Annotated in this window: 13 protein-coding genes; 9 read left to right on the forward strand and 4 right to left on the reverse strand. The window is 73.0% G+C overall.

The annotated features are described in order from the left end of the window. Window positions 1-119: 119 nt before the first annotated feature. Together AQJ11_RS27850 and AQJ11_RS27855 are read right to left on the reverse strand one after the other, a co-directional pair. A complete protein-coding gene (locus AQJ11_RS27850) occupies window positions 120-479 on the reverse strand; it encodes a nucleotide pyrophosphohydrolase (protein WP_015493375.1) in 360 nt (119 codons plus the stop codon). Continuing rightward, window positions 476-1,696 carry an AAA family ATPase gene (locus AQJ11_RS27855; protein WP_059264902.1) on the reverse strand — a complete coding sequence of 407 codons (1,221 nt, stop codon included), beginning with the start codon at window positions 1,694-1,696 and terminating at the stop codon, window positions 476-478. The genes AQJ11_RS27850 and AQJ11_RS27855 overlap by 4 nt, the downstream gene beginning before the upstream one ends. A gap of 162 nt (window positions 1,697-1,858) precedes the next feature. Here AQJ11_RS27855 and AQJ11_RS27860 point away from each other — a divergent pair, with 162 nt between their 5' ends. The 3 genes from AQJ11_RS27860 to AQJ11_RS27870 are packed head-to-tail and all read left to right on the forward strand — an operon-like array spanning window position 1,859 to window position 6,400. Beyond that, window positions 1,859-3,529 (forward strand): hypothetical protein, encoded by a 1,671-nt coding sequence (locus tag AQJ11_RS27860; protein ID WP_059264904.1) that lies wholly within the window; start codon window positions 1,859-1,861, stop codon window positions 3,527-3,529. A gap of 49 nt (window positions 3,530-3,578) precedes the next feature. Further along, complete coding sequence (locus AQJ11_RS27865; RefSeq protein ID WP_059264906.1) at window positions 3,579-4,379, forward strand: hypothetical protein; 801 nt, start codon at window positions 3,579-3,581, stop codon at window positions 4,377-4,379. Then, complete coding sequence (locus AQJ11_RS27870) at window positions 4,376-6,400, forward strand: Hsp70 family protein (protein ID WP_014675567.1); 2,025 nt, start codon at window positions 4,376-4,378, stop codon at window positions 6,398-6,400. Before AQJ11_RS27865 ends, AQJ11_RS27870 begins: the two co-directional genes overlap by 4 nt. Before the next feature lie 350 nt (window positions 6,401-6,750). On the opposite strand, the gene AQJ11_RS27875 is transcribed toward AQJ11_RS27870, so the two are convergent. After that, window positions 6,751-7,140: a cell division protein SepF gene (locus AQJ11_RS27875; RefSeq protein WP_014675566.1), complete on the reverse strand. Its 390-nt coding sequence runs from the start codon at window positions 7,138-7,140 to the stop codon at window positions 6,751-6,753. 276 nt (window positions 7,141-7,416) lie between these two features. Between AQJ11_RS27875 and AQJ11_RS27880 the strand changes: the two genes are divergently transcribed. Next, a complete protein-coding gene (locus tag AQJ11_RS27880) occupies window positions 7,417-9,138 on the forward strand; it encodes a hypothetical protein (protein WP_059264908.1) in 1,722 nt (573 codons plus the stop codon). Here the strand turns inward: AQJ11_RS27880 and AQJ11_RS27885 are convergent. Next, window positions 9,119-9,634 carry a YceI family protein gene (locus AQJ11_RS27885; protein ID WP_059264910.1) on the reverse strand — a complete coding sequence of 172 codons (516 nt, stop codon included), beginning with the start codon at window positions 9,632-9,634 and terminating at the stop codon, window positions 9,119-9,121. The genes AQJ11_RS27880 and AQJ11_RS27885 overlap by 20 nt on opposite strands. 123 nt (window positions 9,635-9,757) lie before the next feature. Here AQJ11_RS27885 and AQJ11_RS27890 point away from each other — a divergent pair, with 123 nt between their 5' ends. From AQJ11_RS27890 to AQJ11_RS27910, 5 genes are all read left to right on the forward strand, one after another. Beyond that, window positions 9,758-10,255, forward strand: a complete 498-nt coding sequence (locus AQJ11_RS27890; RefSeq protein ID WP_059264912.1) for a MarR family winged helix-turn-helix transcriptional regulator — start codon at window positions 9,758-9,760, stop codon at window positions 10,253-10,255. A gap of 100 nt (window positions 10,256-10,355) precedes the next feature. Further along, window positions 10,356-12,170, forward strand: a complete 1,815-nt coding sequence (locus AQJ11_RS27895) for a methylmalonyl-CoA mutase family protein (RefSeq protein ID WP_014675562.1) — start codon at window positions 10,356-10,358, stop codon at window positions 12,168-12,170. Then, window positions 12,170-14,344, forward strand: a complete 2,175-nt coding sequence (gene scpA, locus AQJ11_RS27900; RefSeq protein WP_059264914.1) for a methylmalonyl-CoA mutase — start codon at window positions 12,170-12,172, stop codon at window positions 14,342-14,344. The genes AQJ11_RS27895 and scpA overlap by 1 nt, the downstream gene beginning before the upstream one ends. Before the next feature lie 7 nt (window positions 14,345-14,351). Beyond that, window positions 14,352-15,362, forward strand: a complete 1,011-nt coding sequence (meaB, locus tag AQJ11_RS27905) for a methylmalonyl Co-A mutase-associated GTPase MeaB (RefSeq protein WP_059264915.1) — start codon at window positions 14,352-14,354, stop codon at window positions 15,360-15,362. 737 nt (window positions 15,363-16,099) lie between these two features. Continuing rightward, window positions 16,100-17,578, forward strand: coding sequence for a sugar transferase (locus tag AQJ11_RS27910; protein ID WP_059264917.1), 1,479 nt, complete (start codon window positions 16,100-16,102; stop codon window positions 17,576-17,578). Window positions 17,579-17,614 lie beyond the last annotated feature (36 nt).

A 17,614-nucleotide genomic window follows, 5' to 3' on the forward strand; every position in this document is an offset into this window, starting at 1 on the left:
TCCCTTGTTCACTACCCAGCGTGAGGGACCCTGGGGCGAAAAGCCAGAGGAAGACCGAAATCTGTGGACAACAATTCGGATTCGGCCGCCGATTTGACTCCGGAGAGTAATAACGGAGCTCAGTGCTCCGATTGCTGGTCCTCCGCACCAGGCAGCGGGAACCGGCGTTCGTTGCGGTCGATCTTCGCGGCCAGCGCGGCGAGCGGATCGACGCCGAGGACCTCGCAGAGCTGGAGCAGATAGGCCAGCACGTCGGCGACCTCGTCCGTCACGCGGTGGGCGGTCCCGGGGTCGTCCATCACCCGGGCGGACTCCTCGGGCGTCAGCCACTGGAAGATCTCGACCAGTTCGGAGGCCTCCACCGAGAGGGCGGCGACGAGGTTCTTGGGCGTGTGGTAGGGCTGCCAGTTCCGCGCGGCGGCGAACTCGGCGAGTCTGCGCTGGAGTCGGGCCAGGCCGGGATCGGGGTGTTCGGTCACGGGTTCAGGTGTACCACCGTGACACCGGGGGTCCTGGCGGCCCATGAGGCGTCGCTCACCGCGGCCACACAGCGGATGTGCCCCCGCTCGCCCATCCGCGCGGCCGTCCGCAGCAACTCCCGGCGCTGGCACGGGTCCAGACCGCGGTCGAAGCCGTCGGCGAGGACGGTGAGGGTCCGCAGCGCGTCGGGCACCTCGCCGGGGGTGTCCACGTCGAGCACGCCCGGCCCGGTCAGCAGCACCAGGGCGAGCGCGAGGTAGCGCAGTTCGCCGTCGCCCAGCCGGGCGAGTTCGCTGCGGAAGCCGTCGCCCCGGTCGAGCAGCGCCCGTACCGTGCCGTCGGCCAGCGGCTCGGCGACCAGGTCGGCCACCCGCCCGGCGCAGCCCGAGCGCAGCGTCTCGACCAGCAGGCCGTGCCGCCGGCCGCACTCCGCGCGCGTGCGCCACAGCACGTCGGCGAGGTTGTCGCAACCGCGCAGCAGCCGGCCCGAGCCGGTGGGGATGGGGGCGCGCATGTGCTCGGGGCGCGGATCGCAGGGGAAGACGGAGCGCAGGGCGACGACCATCTGCTCGGCCGCCGCGAGCACATGGCGCTGACCGTCCGTCTTGCCGGCCACGCGCAAGGGCAGCAGGGCGGTGCCCAGGAGGTCGTCGGGGAGCGGGGCGCGGGTGACCGGGGCGGAGCCGGCGGTGTGCCAGGCGGCCTGGACGGTCCGGCGCCCGGGGTCGCGCAGGGCGGTCTGAAGCAGGACGACTCCGCTCGCGGTCAGCCGCTCCCCCACGATCCGCGGGTACGGTTCGGCCTGGACGGCGAGGTCGAGCCGGACCGGGCCCTCGGCGCCGTCGGCCGTACAGCCGATCCGGAACCCCCGCCGCCCCTCGGCGTCGGGGCGGGCCCGCTCCGGCACGCAGGCGGCCGGGTCCGGGAACGCCTCACCGAGCGGGGCGCCGCCGCCGAGCCGTGCCAGCGCCTCGTACGCGGCGAGCGCGGTGGTCTTGCCGGCCCCGCTGGGCCCCGCGAACACGGTGACCGCGCCGAGCGGGAACCCGGCCCGCCGGTGCCCGGCGAAGGCCGACAGCCGCAGTTCGGTGATCCGGGAGCGGATGTCGAGGGGCGGGCGGTCGAGGGGCGGGCGGGGGTGCGCGGGGACGGTGGCGGCGGACGCGTCGGCCGCCGGCGGCTCAGCGGACACGGAGGGCACGGAGGGCACGGCCATATGCGGACCGTAGGGCTCCGCCCGTACGCCGAACCGTTTCACTGCCGGGACGTTCCTACGATCGGGGGACCTGACGGCGGCCGACATCCCGCGCAGACCAGGAATGTCGCGGAAGATGACGGTCTTGTGGTCGTTGTCGGTGCTCACCGTTACTCTGCCGGGGTGTACGAGGAGTTCGAGAGCGGCGATCCCGCGGCGCGCAGGCGTGCGGCCATCGCCGCGGAGAAGGACCGGCTGGCCCGCGACCGTGAGCGGCGCGAATCCCGCGACCGCACGGCGGTCAGCGGCTTCCTTCGCCGGAAGTGGGCCTGGCTGGGCGTGACCGGGGATGCCGTCACGGCCGTGCACGGCCTGCTGGACGAACTCTCGGCCGTACCGGGCCTGCCCGAGGAACCGCGTGCCGTGCTGCGGGCCGCGGCCACCGGCGCGCCGGACCGCGAGGCTCTCCTCCCGGCGGTGCGCCGGGCGCTGGAACACGCGGCTCCCGAAGAGGTGCTGGCGCACATACGGGCGCTGTGGGAAGCGGACGTTCCCTGGCTGACCGACGCGGGAGCGGAGCGCTGCCGGGTGATCTGCTCCAGCGCGCCGAGCCTGCTGCTCGTCAGCGGCCGGGCGCGCGCCGTCTCCGGCGGTCCGGCCTTCTCCCTCTTCGCCGCTGCCGCCACCCGCGGTGCCGTCCCCGTGCCCACGCGCCATCTGCCCGCCATCCTGCCCTGGGCGCCGCTGCCCGTCCTGGACGACCTGGTGGACCACGGCGGTCTGCTGCCCGAGGACCGGCCGTGGGCGGACCGGGACCCGGACGAGGCGCTCTACCTGCGCGCGCGCCTCGTGCCGGACAAGGTCGCTCCGCAGGACGCGGCCGCCCTGGAGTGGACCGACCACCTGCGGCGCGAGGCGTTCCTGAGCGGTGCGCGCCTGGAGCGGCTCGACCCCGCGGACCTGTGGGACCTGTTGTACGACGTCGTCGCCGACGGGGACATCACGCGGATCGACGAGCTCGACGCCCTGCTGCCCCGCACCCAGCAGATCCAGCTCCGGGACCTCAGGTCCGGGGCGATCAACGGGGAATGGCCGCGCGAGACGGTCGCCGACACGGGGCTGTGGCTGCTGATGGCCAACCTGTGGCAGCCGCAGGAGAGCGTCAGTCCGCAACTGAGCCCGTTCCACGCGCTGGTGGCCCTGAACCGCGCGTACGACCTGCTGAAGGCGGGCCGGCTGGAGGAGGCCGGGCAGCAGGCGGCACGGTTCGAGAAGGGCGGCACCGGCAGGAAGGCCGGTGCCGGACTGCGCCAGGAGGCGCTCACCATCGGGGCGTACGTCGCCGCGGTGGAGGGCGACCTCGCGGAGGCCGAGGCGCTCGCGGAGGCCGCCGCCGGACTGGGTGAGCAGGCGGGGGCCAACCTGGCGCTGGTGCGCCGCTGGCGGGCCACGCCGAAGAACAGCCGCGACCGGGTCACCAACCCCTTCATCGAACTCGGCCTGGACCACGGCTCGTTCCGGTGGGAGAAGCACTGCCGGGAGCTGTTCCGCGAGGCCGAGGGCGACCACGGCGAGCAGGCCCGGATCAACGACGCGGAGGAGCGCATCCGCGCCGCGCAGGGCACCGACGCCGGCCTGTCGGTCTTCTTCCGGATCCCGCTGGAGCCCGACCGCTATCTGATGCCGGACTCGGTTCCCGTCACGCTCGTACCGCCGGTGGCGCCGCTGCCCCGGCGCACGCCCGTGGTGAGCGGCGCGGAGCTGGAGCGGATCCGGGCGCGCGCGGCCGTGGAACTCCTCGACGACCTGCGCAGCACGCCCCCACGTCTCGACCGCCACGACCGACGGGCCTGATCAGCGCCCGGCCGTTCTCCACACCCTCTCTGCGAGGTAATCGTCCGCAATGTCCTCCAGCAAGAACCCCTCTCGTTCGACCGGTTCCCGGGGCCGGTCAGCCGACCAGAAGGCCGCGCCGAAGAAGGCCGCCGCCAGGAAGAGGGTCGACAAGGCCGACCGCCCCGGGCGCATCTGCCCGGCGTGCGGCGGTGTGCAGCCCGGGGCGGAGGGGCGCGCCAAGAGCTCCAAGCCCACCGGTCTGCGCATACGCCAGGCCGGCCGAGCGGCCACCGCCCGGCCGGCGCCGGCCGCGACCGCCAAACGAGCGGACTCCGCCGCAGCACCCGTCGAGCCCACCGCACCGCCCGCGCCCGCCGAGGCCCCGGCACCCGCGCCCGCCGAGGCCCCGGCGCCGGCGCCCGCCCGGGTGCCGGTGGACGCGCCCACGCTGATCAAGGGCATCGTCGAACGCGTCCCCGCCGCCCTCTCGGAGGCCGCGGCAGGCGACGCGCCTCCGCCGAGCGCGCTCACCGCGGCCGTGCGCAAGGCGGTCCTGGACGAGTTCCGCACCCGCGCGGCCTTCACCGGCCGCGTGGCCGAGATGGACGCCCTGCTGTGGACGCAGCCGGACCACGGCGGCCCGGCCGTCCGCGCCTCGATGGCGGACCATCTGAAGGCCCTCGGGATCCGGCGGCTGGACACACCGGACCAGGCGGAAGCGTTCGTCGTGACGGAGGGGACGGGCGAGGCCTTCGAACTGCTGCGCCCCGCCTACGTCGACGAACTGACGGGCAAGGTCATCCTCGCCGGTCAGCTCCGGCGGATCGCGCCGGACGCCGCACAGCACACCACGGGAGAAGACGCATGACGGCCACCGGTATCGACTTCGGCACCACGAACTCGGTGGCCGCGCAGTGGACCGGTGGCGAGTTCGCCGAGGTGCTGGAGATCGGCGGCCACGGACTGGACGCCACCTGGCGCCGTCCGGGCTTCGAGCGCCTGTACCCGTCCGTGGTCGGCACCAGTTCGCTGCGCGCCGGCACCCTGTTCGGCTGGGAGGCCAAGCTGCGTTCCGAGCGCGCCGTGGAGGCGTGCAAGCGGATGCTGCGCGAGGAACCGCTCGTCACCATCGGGGGCGAACGGTTCGCCGCGACCACCGCCGCGGCCGCGGTGTTCCGGTCGATGGTCGTCGCCGCACAGGACGAGGCGGCCACGGACATCGACGAGGCGGTCATCACCGTACCGGCCAACGCCACCGGCGCGGCCCGGTTCCGTACCCGGGAGGCGGCCCGTGCGGCGGGCATCACGGTGCGCGCCCTGCTGAACGAGCCGACCGCCGCGGCCATCGCCTACGCCCACTACCTGGAGGAGGAGGGCGAGTTCCTGGTCTTCGACTGGGGCGGCGGCACCATGGACGCCACCCTCCTGCTCCACGACGACGGCTTCTTCGACGAGAAGGCCAGCCGTGGGGTCAACCGGCTCGGCGGTCTGGAGATCGACGAACGGCTGCGCCGCATGGTCCTGGAGCGGTCCCCCGCGCGGCGGGCGTGGACGGAGTCGGAGAAGCGGCAGTTCCGGCTCGACATCGAACGCAGCAAGATCCTGCTGTCCCAGCAGGAGTCGGTCAGCGTGCTGACCCCGGACGGCGCGTCGGTGGAGATCGGCCAGGACGAGTTCTCCTACGAGATCCAGGACCTGATCACCCGGGCGCTGGAGCCGGTCGAGGAGTGCCTCGCCCAGGCACAGCTCGACCCGGACGACCTGACCGCCGTGCTGATGATCGGCGGCAGCAGCCAGATCCCGGCGGTACGCGCCGCGGTCGCCGAGGCGCTCGACCGCGATCCGGTGTCCGTCGAGGCGTTCGACCCCATGACGGCGGTGGCCGAGGGCGCGGCCATCTGCGCCGCCGCCATGGCCGGGGAGCTGAACAGCATCATCCGGGTGGTCAACACGCACGCGCTCGGCACGGTCACGACCGGGAGCGACGGCAACAGGCGGTTCAGCACCCTGATCCCGCGCAACCTGCGGCTGCCCCAGCAGCGCGTGAAGTCGTACGAGCCCAACAAGGACCACGTCACCAAGCTGACGGTCGAGGTCTGGGAAGGGGCGCCGGACCGGCCGGTCGAGCACCCGGACAACGTCAAGCTGACCGAGCTCCGGCTGACGTACCCGGAGCCCTGCCGCGACCGCAGCGAGGGCGTCTTCGACCTGGAGTTCACCTACAGCAAGGAGGGGCTGCTGTCGGTGAAGGCGACCCTCCAGCGGACCGGCGAGGTCGTGCTCAACGGTGAGGTCAAGGTGTTCGGCGACGGCGCGGTGGAGCCGGAGGTGACCAAGGAGCTCGAACGACTACTGGCCCTGTCCCCGGCTTCGCGGCCGGTGCCGAGGCCCACGCATCCGCAGACCCCGGCGGGCAGGCCGCGGCAGGCCGGCGAGTCCACCGAGCCGCTGGTCGTGGACGGCTCCAACCTCGCCTGGAACGGCAGGCCGCCGCGTACGCAGGGCGGCCGGCCGAGCTTCGCGGCGCTCCAGGCGGCGGTGACCGCGCTCCGGTTCAAGCATCCGCAGCGCGACATCCACGTGGTCGTGGACGCCTCCCTGCGGCACCAGGTCAGCGCGGAGGAACGGCCGCTGGTGGAGCAGGCGGTCGCGGAGCACCACGTGGTCCAGCCGCCGGCCGGCACGGAGGGCCGGGGTGACGCGCTGGTCATCAGCATCGCCGAGGAGGTGGGCGGCATCATCGTCTCCAACGACAATTTCGCCCCGTTCCAGAAGGACAGCCCCTGGCTGCTGAGCAAGGGCCGCGTCATGGGCGCGACGCAGTCGCACGGCGTGTGGGTGTTCACCGCCCGCACCCCGAACCCCGCGGCGGGCGCCGTACGGCACTGAGAACGCGCGTCCCACCGGCCCCGGCGCCAAGCGCCCGCTCCCGGAAGGCCGCGGGTCCGGCGGACCCCGCGGGACCCCGGATCCGAACGGCCGCACCACAACGCCGGGGCCGCACCGCGCGCGTGACCGCATCACGCACCACCGGGACCGCGCCGCGCACGCAACGGGCTTCAGCGTCACGGCCGGGGTTCCGGAGGCGCGTCCGGGGCCCAGGCGTCGCAGTCGGGGCCCAGCGGCAACGTCCGGCGCTCCAGCAACCCGTCCGCCGCTACCGCAACGCCACCGGCTCCCCCGCCGCCCAGTCGGCCCCGGGGCGGGCACCGTGGGTCGGGGGCGGGGCCTGCCGGTGGTCAGCCGCCCGAGATCGCCGCGCCCTCCATGAGTCCGCTGACCTCCGTCCCGGGCGGGGTGAGGAGGAAGACGTTGCGGTCCACGCGGTGCATGCCGCTGCCCAGGCCGAAGACGACGCCCGTGCTGAAGTCGAGGACGCGCTTGGCGACGTCGCCCTCCGCACCGGACAGGTCGAGCAGCACCGGCGCCCCGGCCATCAGGGTCTCGGCGACTTCCCGGGCGTCCGCGAAGACGTTGACACGCAGGACCACGAACCGGCGCCGGGTCTCGGTCTCGGCGTCGGGCAGCGAGCGGTGGTTCACCGCGGACGGCCAGGCGTCCCGGCCCCGCAGCGGCACGACCTGGGCGAGCCCTTCCCACTGTTCATCGGTGACGTCGTAACGGCTCACCGGCTCCCCCTGATCTGACTCGCACTCAATCCCTGCACCAGCCAATTCTTACGCCAAGTCACCCGTTCGGCCCAACAATGACACGGTGCGCGACCGCACCGGCCGTATCTCGCGCGTCACATCCCGCGCCAAATGCACTGATACATCCGCTTCTTACCGGGCTCATACCCGACTCTTCATCCGCCTGCGCGCCCCGCTCACCCCTCCCCGCTAGCGTCGCCTGCCGTGCACTTGGCAGAGACACAGCAGGTGACACCCGGTCGGCGGACATCGTCGGTGGTGTCCGCCGATCCGGGGGCCCGCGCGGCGCTGCCGGACGGCCCCGCGCAGTGGCACCGCGTACTGACGCTCCTCGCCGACGTGAGCCTGTTCATCGGCACGCGCTCGGTGTGGACCCAGGCGGCCACGCACCGGCTGGTCCTCGCGGGGGTCATCTCGGTCTGCTACGCCTCGATCCTGGTGACCGGCGTGCTCGCCCTCACCGTCCGCCGGACGCGCGCGCTGGCCCGCCTGGACCTGGTGGTGCTGGCGACCGCGGTCACCCTCGCCCTGTGCGCCTGGGCGCTGAACCACGGCGGCGGCGACGAGGCGGCCCTCACCACCCAGGCCGCGCGGGAACTCGTCGCCGGGAACCCGGTGTACGAGCAGCCCTGGCCCTGGCTGTTCCACGCCGAGGGCGTCGCGCTGACACCGACGATGGACGGCGGATACGACTTCACCTACGGCTATCCCCCACTGGCCCCGCTGCTCACCGCGCCCCTGCTGTGGCTGGGGCACGGCGGCGCGCCGGCGACGGCGGCGGCGACGGTCGCGCTGGTCGTGGGCGCGGTGGTGCTGTGGCGGCTGCTCCCGGTGCCCTGGCGCTCGGCGGCGACGATGGTCTGCCTCGGCTTCGGCTTCCTGCCGACGTACGCCCGCCAGGGCTATCCGGCGATCATCGGCCTGGTCCTGCTGCTGCCGGTGGTGGTGCGCTGGCCCCGGCTCGGCGCGCGCGGCCGGCTGGGCGCGGCCGGGGTCGCACGGGCGGCGTGTCTCGGCGCTGCGTGCGCCGCCCAGCAACTGCCGTGGTTCGTCACGCCGTTCCTGCTGGCCGGGATCTACGCCGTGCGGCGCGGGGAGCTGGGCGGCCGGGCGGCGGCGCGGGTGGTGCTGCGGATCGCGGGGACCGCGGTGCTCACCTGGCTGCTGATCAACGTGTACTTCGTCGTGAGCGAGCCCGGCCGGTGGCTGCGGGGCATCGCCCTGCCGCTGACCCAGGGCGCGGTGCTGCACGGCCAGGGACTGGTGGGCGTCTCGCTGTACTTCACCCACGGCAGCGACCGCCTCGACTGGTACGGCCGGGCGAGCGTGCTGCTCGCCGCCGCCCTGCTGGCGGTGTTCGTGCTGTTCGTCCGGCGGCTCGGGCCGGCCGCGACGGTGCTGCCCTGGTGCGCGTTCTACCTGGCGACCCGCTCCCAGGACGGCTACTACCTGATGATGACCCCGCTGTGGCTGGCGGCGGCGGTCACCGCGCCCCTGCCGGAGTTCGCCCAGGCCTGGCAGCCGCGGCCCCGCCCGTTCACCGGCCCGCGCCGCCGGGCGGCACTGGCCGTGGCCGCGGTCGCGCTGATCACGCCCGCGCTGGTGAGCGCGGCCCTGGCGGCGACGGGGGCCCCGCCGCTGCGGATGGATGTCACGGCGGCCCGGCACACCTCGGCGCGGTCCCTGTCCCGGCTGACCCTGCGGGTCACCAACACGGGCGGCACCGCGCTCACCCCGCACTACATGCTCAGCGCCGGCCAGGGCATGAGCCGGTACTGGTCGCTGACGCGCGGCCCGGCGACGATTCCCGCGCACCGCACGGTGAGCGTCGAACTCTGGGCGCCGTCCGGCGGTTTCCAGGTGCCGGCGAAGTCCGGTACCCGGCTCCGGCTGCGCGCCTTCACGGCGGACCCGCAGACGCTGTCCACCCGGGACGTGCGCCGGGCGGAGCTGGGCCTCAGTCCGCCGCGCGGGTGAAGCGGAGCGCGGCCGTGATCGTGGTCAGGCCGCGGATCATGCCGAGCTGGTTCCAGCCCATGTCGAACTGCTCGCGGTCGACGCCGAACTCCGTCTCCAGGGTCAGCGCGCCGGCGCTCACGCCGGTGAGGCGGGCGGTGAGGGACAGGGGCCGGCTGACGCCCCGGACGGTCAGCTGTCCGGCGACCCGGACCGTGTCGCCGTCGAGCCGGTCCGCGCCGCGCACGGTGAAGGTGATCTCCGGGTGGCGCTCGGCGTCGAAGAAGTCGGCCGAGCGCAGGTGTACGTCCCGCTTGGCGTTCTTCGTGTCGAGGGAGGCCGCGTCCAGGGTCACGGTGCCGGTGGCCGAGCCGTCGGGCCGGACCTCGCCGGTGCCGCCGACGCGGGTGAAGGTGCCCTTCACGGTGACCAGGCCCCACATGGTCTTGTGCCGCAGGCCCACGGTGGACGCGGTCGGGTCGAGCTGCCAGCGGCCTGTTTCCACGGCGACGGTCATGGTCGTACTCCAGGTGATTCAAATTTGGATGACTGGATGGCCTCACGCTAACGCCTCATCCAAATTTGAACAACATGCTCTGGCCGCACTCGTACAAATTTGGACAACAGGTAGACTCGACACATGTCCGCCTCCGACGCGCACACCGCCGACCAGCCCTCCTGTCCCCTCGCGCACGGCGACGGGCTGCTCCCGGACGAGCTGCGCGCCTGGATGGTCCTGCTGGCCGCGACCGGCGCCGTGGAGCAGCGGCTGCGCTCGGTCGTGAAGGAGACCCTCGACGTCTCCCACGACGAGTTCCTGATCCTGTGCCTGCTGGCCGAACAGCCGCGCACCGGGCTGCGGATGACCCGGGTCGCCGATCTCCTCGGCCGCCCCAAGACCCGCCTCACCTACCAGATCGGCTGTCTCCAGCGGGCCGGTCTCGTCAGCCGCAGGTCCGTGTGCGGCGACAAGCGGGGCGTGCAGGTCGCCCTCACCGACAAGGCCCGCGACCTGCTGCGCGAGACCTCCGCCCTGCTCGCCGGAACCGTCCGCCAGGCCCTCGCCGACTCCATGGGCCCCGAGCAGCGAGCGGCCATGTGCTCCCTCGTCCCGGACCTGGAGACCGAGACCCGCTGAGCCACCGGGCCCGGAGAGACACAGGTCACCACCGCAAGAAGAGAAACCTCACAGCCCGTGCTCCGCCCTGGCTCCGACGCCCTGCCCTAGCATCCGAGCCATGACGGTCCTGCCTGACGACGGGCTCTCACTGGCCGCCGAGTTCCCTGACGCGACACATGAGCAGTGGCAACGCCTGGTCGAGGGCGTCCTGCGCAAGTCGGGCAAGGAACTGACCGGCGCGGCAGCCGAGGACGCCCTGTCCACGACGCTGGAGGACGGGCTGCGCACCCGGCCCCTGTACACCGCGCGCGACAGCGCGCCCGACCCCGGCCTGCCGGGCTTCGCCCCCTTCGTGCGGGGCAGCCGCCCGGAGGGCACCAGCACGAGCGGCTGGGACGTACGGCAGCGGCACACGGCACTCGCCGGCGGGACGGCCGACGCCGTGCTCGCCGACCTGGAGAACGGCGGCACCTCCCTGTGGCTGGTGCTGGGCGAGGGCGGCATCCCGGTCTCCGAGCTGGGCCGCGCCCTCGACGGCGTCTACCTCGACCTGGCGCCGGTCGCCCTGGACGCGGGCCGCGACACCGAGGCCGCCGCCGAGGCACTGCTGCGGCTGTACGACGACAAGGGCGTCGACCCGGAGGCCGCCCGCGGCACCCTGGGCGGCGACCCGCTCGGGTACGAGGCCCGCACGGGCACCGCCCTGGACTTCGCCCCCTTCGCCGCCCTGGCGCTCCGCTGCGCCGAGCGGTACCCGGGCCTGCGCGCGCTGACCGTGGACGCGCTGCCCTACCACGAGGCGGGCGGCTCGGCCGCGCAGGAGCTGGGCGCCTCGCTGGCCACCGGCGTGGCCTATCTGCGGGAGCTGACCGAGGCCGGGCTCGGCGTCGACCGGGCCGCCGCCCAGCTGGAGTTCCGCTACGCGGCCACCGCCGACCAGTTCCTGACCATCGCCAAGCTGCGCGCGGCCCGCCGGCTGTGGGCGCGGGTCGCCGAGGTGTGCGGGGCGCCGGCCGCGGGCGCGCAGGTGCAGCACGTGGTGACGTCGCCGGTGATGATGACCCGCCGCGACCCCTGGGTGAACATGCTGCGCACGACGGTCGCGACGCTCGCCGCGGGGGTGGGCGGCGCGGACTCCGTGACCGTGCTGCCGTTCGACCACGCGCTCGGCCTCCCGGACGCGTTCGCGCGCCGCATCGCCCGCAACACCTCCTCCATCCTGATCGAGGAGTCCCACCTGGCCCGGGTCGTCGACCCGGCGGGCGGCTCCTGGTACGTCGAGCGGCTGACGGCCGAACTCGCCGAAGCCGCCTGGCAGTTCTTCCGGTCGATCGAGCGCGACGGCGGCCAGGCGGCCGTCCTGCGCTCCGGCCGGCTGCGCACCGACCTGGCGACGACCTGGGCCGAGCGCTCCAAGCGGCTCGCCAAGCGGCGCGAACCCATCACCGGCGTCAGCGAGTTCCCGCTGCTGGCCGAGAAGCCGGTGGAGCGCGCGCCCGCGCCCGAGCCGCCGTCCGGCGGACTGCCGCGCGTGCGCCGCGACGAGGCGTACGAGGAGCTGCGCGCCCGCTCCGACGCCCATCTGGCGGCGACCGGCGCCCGGCCGCGGATCTTCCTCGCCACGATCGGCTCCGCCGCCGAGTACACCGCCCGCTCGTCCTTCGCCGCCAACCTCTTCCAGGCCGGCGGCATCGAGCCGGTCACCGGGGGCCGCTTCGAGGACAGCGGCGCCACCGAGGCCGTGCTGTGCTCCAGCGACGCGCTCTACGCCGAACAGGCCGAGGAGACCGCGAAGGCGCTGCGCGCGGCCGGCGCCCGGCACGTGTTCCTGGCGGGCCGGGGCGACCACGCCGGCATCGACTCGTACGTCTTCGCGGGCTGTGACGCCGTGGACGTCCTGTCCGCGACCCTCGACCGCATGGGAGTGTCCTGATGGGAATCCCCGACTTCTCCGGCATCGAGCTGGGGACCCCGGCCGCCGACGCCACCGAGGACGAGTGGCGCGAAGCCCTGAAGCGGGCCACCGGGAGCGCCGAGCCGCTGTGGGAGACCCCGGAGGGCATCGGGGTCAAGCCGCTGTACACCGGCCGTGACCTGGAGGGCCTGGACTTCCTGGGCACCTACCCGGGCATCGCGCCGTACCTGCGCGGCCCGTACCCGACGATGTACGTCAACCAGCCCTGGACGATCCGCCAGTACGCGGGCTTCTCCACCGCCGAGGAGTCCAACGCCTTCTACCGGCGCAATCTGGCGGCCGGCCAGAAGGGCCTGTCGGTCGCCTTCGACCTGCCCACGCACCGGGGCTACGACAGCGACCACCCGCGCGTGACCGGTGACGTCGGGATGGCGGGCGTGGCCATCGACTCGATCTACGACATGCGTCAGCTCTTCGACGGCATCCCGCTGGACAGGATGACGGTGTCGATGACGATGAACGGCGCGGTGCTGCCGGTGCTGGCGCTGTACATCGTGGCGGCGGAGGAACAGGGCGTACCGCCCGAGAAGCTGGCCGGGACCATTCAGAACGACATCCTGAAGGAGTTCATGGTCCGCAACACCTACATCTATCCGCCGAAGCCGTCGATGCGGATCATCTCCGACATCTTCGCGTACACCTCGCAGCGGATGCCCCGCTACAACTCCATCTCCATCTCCGGCTACCACATCCAGGAGGCGGGCGCGACGGCCGACCTGGAGCTGGCGTACACGCTCGCGGACGGAGTCGAGTACATCCGCGCGGGCCGGGAAGCGGGCCTGGACGTCGACGCGTTCGCGCCCCGGCTGTCGTTCTTCTGGGCGATCGGCATGAACTTCTTCATGGAGATCGCCAAGCTGCGCGCGGCCCGGCTGCTGTGGGCGAAGCTGGTGCGGCAGTTCGACCCGAAGAACACCAAGTCCCTCTCCCTGCGCACCCATTCGCAGACCTCGGGCTGGTCGCTGACCGCGCAGGACGTGTTCAACAACGTCACGCGTACGGCCGTGGAGGCGATGGCGGCGACCCAGGGCCACACCCAGTCGCTGCACACCAACGCCCTCGACGAGGCCCTGGCGCTGCCGACCGACTTCTCGGCGCGCATCGCCCGCAACACCCAGCTGCTCATCCAGCAGGAGTCGGGCACCACCCGGGTCATCGACCCGTGGGGCGGCAGCGCCTACGTGGAGCGGCTGACGTACGACCTCGCCCGCAAGGCGTGGGCGCACATCCAGGAGGTCGAGCAGGCGGGCGGCATGGCGCAGGCCATCGACGCGGGCATCCCCAAGCTGCGCGTGGAGGAGGCGGCGGCCCGCACCCAGGCCCGCATCGACTCCGGTCGGCAGCCGGTGATCGGCGTCAACAAGTACCGCGTCGACAGCGACGAGCAGATCGAGGTCCTCAAGGTCGACAACTCCTCGGTGCGCGCCCAGCAGATCGAGAAGCTGCGCCGGCTGCGGGCGGAGCGGGACGAGCAGGCCTGCCAGGACGCGCTGGACGCGCTCACCCGGGCGGCCGACGGCACGGAGAACCTGCTGGAGCTGGCCGTGCGCGCGGCCCGCGCCAAGGCGACGGTCGGCGAGATCTCCGACGCCCTGGAGAAGGTGTACGGGCGACACGCGAGCCAGATCCGTACGATCTCCGGCGTGTACCGCAACGAAGCAGGCCAGTCCCCGTCCGTGGACCGCACCCGGGCGCTGGTGGACGCGTTCGAGGAGGCCGAGGGGCGCCGGCCGCGCATCCTGGTCGCCAAGATGGGCCAGGACGGCCACGACCGCGGCCAGAAGGTGATCGCGACCGCCTTCGCCGACCTCGGGTTCGACGTCGACGTCGGCCCGCTGTTCCAGACGCCGGACGAGGTCGCCCGGCAGGCCGTCGAGGCGGACGTGCACGTGGTCGGGGTCTCCTCGCTGGCCGCCGGTCACCTCACGCTCGTCCCGGCGCTGCGCGAGAAGCTCGCCGCGGAGGGCCGCGAGGACATCATGATCGTGGTCGGCGGGGTGATCCCGCCGCAGGACGTGCCGACCCTGCGGGAGATGGGCGCGGCGGAGGTGTTCCTGCCGGGGACCGTGATCCCGGACGCCGCCCACGACCTGGTGAAGCGCCTGTCGGCCGACCTCGGCCACGAGCTGTAGGGCCGCGATGGCCGCGATCGATCTGGACACCTATGTGAAGGGTGTGCTCGACGGGAAGCGGGCCCTGGTGGCCCGCGCCATCACGCTCGTCGAGTCCACCCGGCCGCAACACCGGGCGCTGGCTCAGCAGTTGCTCACCGAGCTGCTGCCGCACAGCGGCCGGGCGCGGCGCATCGGCATCAGCGGGGTGCCGGGTGTCGGCAAGTCGACGTTCATCGACGCGTTCGGCACGATGCTGACCTCGCTGGGCCACCGGGTGGCGGTCCTCGCCGTCGACCCGTCCTCCACCCGCACGGGCGGCTCCATCCTGGGCGACAAGACCAGGATGGAGCGCCTGGCGGTCGATCCCGCGGCCTTCGTCCGCCCCTCCCCCAGCGCGGGCACGCTGGGCGGGGTCGCGAAGGCCACCCGGGAGTCGATGGTGGTGATGGAGGCGGCGGGCTACGACGTGATCCTGGTCGAGACCGTCGGCGTCGGCCAGTCCGAGACGACGGTCGCCGAGATGGTCGACTCCTTCCTGCTGCTGACGCTGGCCCGCACCGGCGACCAGTTGCAGGGCATCAAGAAGGGCGTCCTGGAGCTGGCCGACGTGATCGCTGTCAACAAGGCGGACGGCCCGCACGAGCGCGACGCGCGGGCGGCGGCACGGGAGTTGGCGGGCGCGCTGCGCCTGATGCACGGCAAGGACGCCTTCTGGACCCCGCCGGTGCTGCATTGCAGCGCCCGCGAGTCGACCGGCCTCGACACGGTCTGGGAGCGTCTGGAACAGCACCGCACCCTGCTCGACTCCACCGGCCGGCTGGCCGCCAAGCGCCGGGACCAGCAGGTCGGCTGGACCTGGGCGATGGTCCGCGACGAACTCCTCGGCCGGCTGCACGCCGACCCGGCGGTCCGCGCGACGGCGCCGGACCTCGAACAGCAGGTCAGGGAGGGCCGTTTGACGGCCACCCTGGCGGCGGAACGCATCCTGGCTGCTTTCGAGGGCCGTACAACGCCGGGAAACTCTTCCGCGGAATGAACTCGCCTTGCCCGATCCGGCGAATCAAGGGAAGGGCACCACGCGAACAAACGCGCGAAGATGTGAACGTCAGTTGTTGAAGTTGTGTATGGGACTGCCGGGAACCAGTGAAGACCGGCCATGTCACAGCACGCGGGTTTCGCTCACGCCGGTCGCCCGTCACGGGGGCGGCCGGCGGCACCCCTGGCCGCCGTCGCGGCGGCCGGCGCACCCCCTCCCTCCCCGGCAACTGATGGAAACCGCAGGTCAGGGGAGTTCTGCGCACACGATCACGTCGTGCGGAAGCCGCACCCGGGGCCGTATGAGCAGCCGGGGCGCGCGGTGGCGCAAAGGCGCCCACGGGCGGCCACCGGTCGGTGGACCAAGCCTCAAAAGCTTGAGCACAAATTCCACACATCCTCTCTTCAGATCGGCGCCGATGGTCTAGATTGACCGTGCTTCAGCTGTTCGGACATGAGGCGACCCATAACGATCTTCGAGCCCGGCGCCATGGAAAGCCGGCAGTCGCTTCCCCGGTTCCAGACGTATTCATGATCAATTCCGGGAGCCCGATACGGGGCCTTGGGTGCGGGGGGCACCGGGGGTTCCGAAACAGCCGGAACGGCGTGCGCCGGGACGGCATGCGCGGGGGGCGGGGGCCTCCCGGGGGGAGGAACAGTGCGGGAGGCGGGGGCCTCCCGAGGGGGAGGAACAGTGTTGGGCGAACACGTCGAACCACTGGGACCTGGGGGGGTTCTGTGCGGCAAGGGGGACTTGTCAGCCCGTTCCCGTCGGCGCGCGAGCGTCTGGCGGACGGGGCAATCAGCCGGCCCACGATCGACTGGGAGCAGCGGTACCGCCGTACCGTGATCATCAGCGACACCCTGGCCACCGCCTTCGTGGTGGCGGCGATCGGCAACTTCTTCGGGGCCCGGGACGCGGCCAACTGGCATGAGAAGTGGGGGATACTCGCCTTCGGCACCGAGGTGCTGGTGCTGGGGGCCCTCGCGGTGAGCCGGGCCTGGGCCCCGGCCGTGCTCGGCCAGGGAGCCGAGGAGTTCCGGCGGCTCGGACGCTCCCTGTTCATGGCGACCGTCGTACTCGCGCTCGGCGGGATCGCCCTCACCTCACGCAACATCAAGCTCTGGATCTTCGTCGCGATCCCCGCGATCGCGCTCGTCGCCATGACCGCGCGGTACCTGCTGCGCCTGTGGCTGCACAAACAGCGCAAGGAAGGGCGGTGCCTGCGACCGGTGCTCGCCGCCGGGAGCGTGGCCACCGTGCGCGACCTGATCAACCGGACCCGCAAGTTCCCGCACCTCGGCTGGCGCGTGGACGCGGTGTGCACGACGGACGGTCTCGGTCTCGACGGGGACGAACTGGACGGAGTGCCGGTCGTCGGCCAACTGGCGGACGTCGCCAAGCACGTCAGCCACGACGGCTACCGTGTCGTCGCGGTCACACCGGACCCGCACTGGTCACCGGACCGGCTCCAGCGGCTGGCCTGGAACCTCGAAGGCAGCGACGCCGAGATGGTCGTGGCCCCCGTGCTGATGGAGGTGGCCGGTCCGCGGCTGCACGTCGACGCGGTGCTCGGCATCCCGCTGCTGCGGGTCAGCATGCCGGCCTTCACCGGGGGCCGCCGGGCGGTCAAGGGCGTCGTCGACCGGATGGGCGCGGCGCTCCTGCTGCTGCTCCTCGCGCCGGTGATGGTGTTCGTCGGGCTGCTCGTGGTGGCGGACAGCCGGGGCGGGGCGTTCTACCGCCAGCGCAGGGTCGGCAAGGACGGCCACGAGTTCACCATGTACAAGTTCCGCACCATGGTCGTCGGGGCCGACGGGGCACGTGCCCAGCTGGCCCACCGCAACGAGGGCGCCGGCCCGCTGTTCAAGCTCCGCCGGGACCCGCGCGTGACCCGGGTCGGAACGGTGCTGCGCCGGTACTCGCTCGACGAGCTCCCGCAGCTGCTCAACGTGCTCACCGGATCGATGTCGCTCGTCGGTCCACGGCCTCCGCTGCCGGAGGAGTGCGCCGCGTACGACCCGGACATCCGGCGGCGGCTGCTGGTCAAGCCCGGACTCACCGGCCTGTGGCAGATCAGCGGACGCAGCGACCTGTCGTGGGAGGAAGCGGTCCGCCTGGACCTGCGGTACGTGGAGGACTGGTCGCTCGCCCTGGACACAGTGATCTTGTGGAAGACGCTGCGTGCGGTGCTCTACGGGCAGGGCGCCTACTGATGCGCGGGGGCCGTCGTGCGGCCGGACGTGCGGACC

Source organism: Streptomyces corchorusii (assembly GCF_001514055.1).
Taxonomy (GTDB): domain Bacteria; phylum Actinomycetota; class Actinomycetes; order Streptomycetales; family Streptomycetaceae; genus Streptomyces; species Streptomyces olivaceoviridis.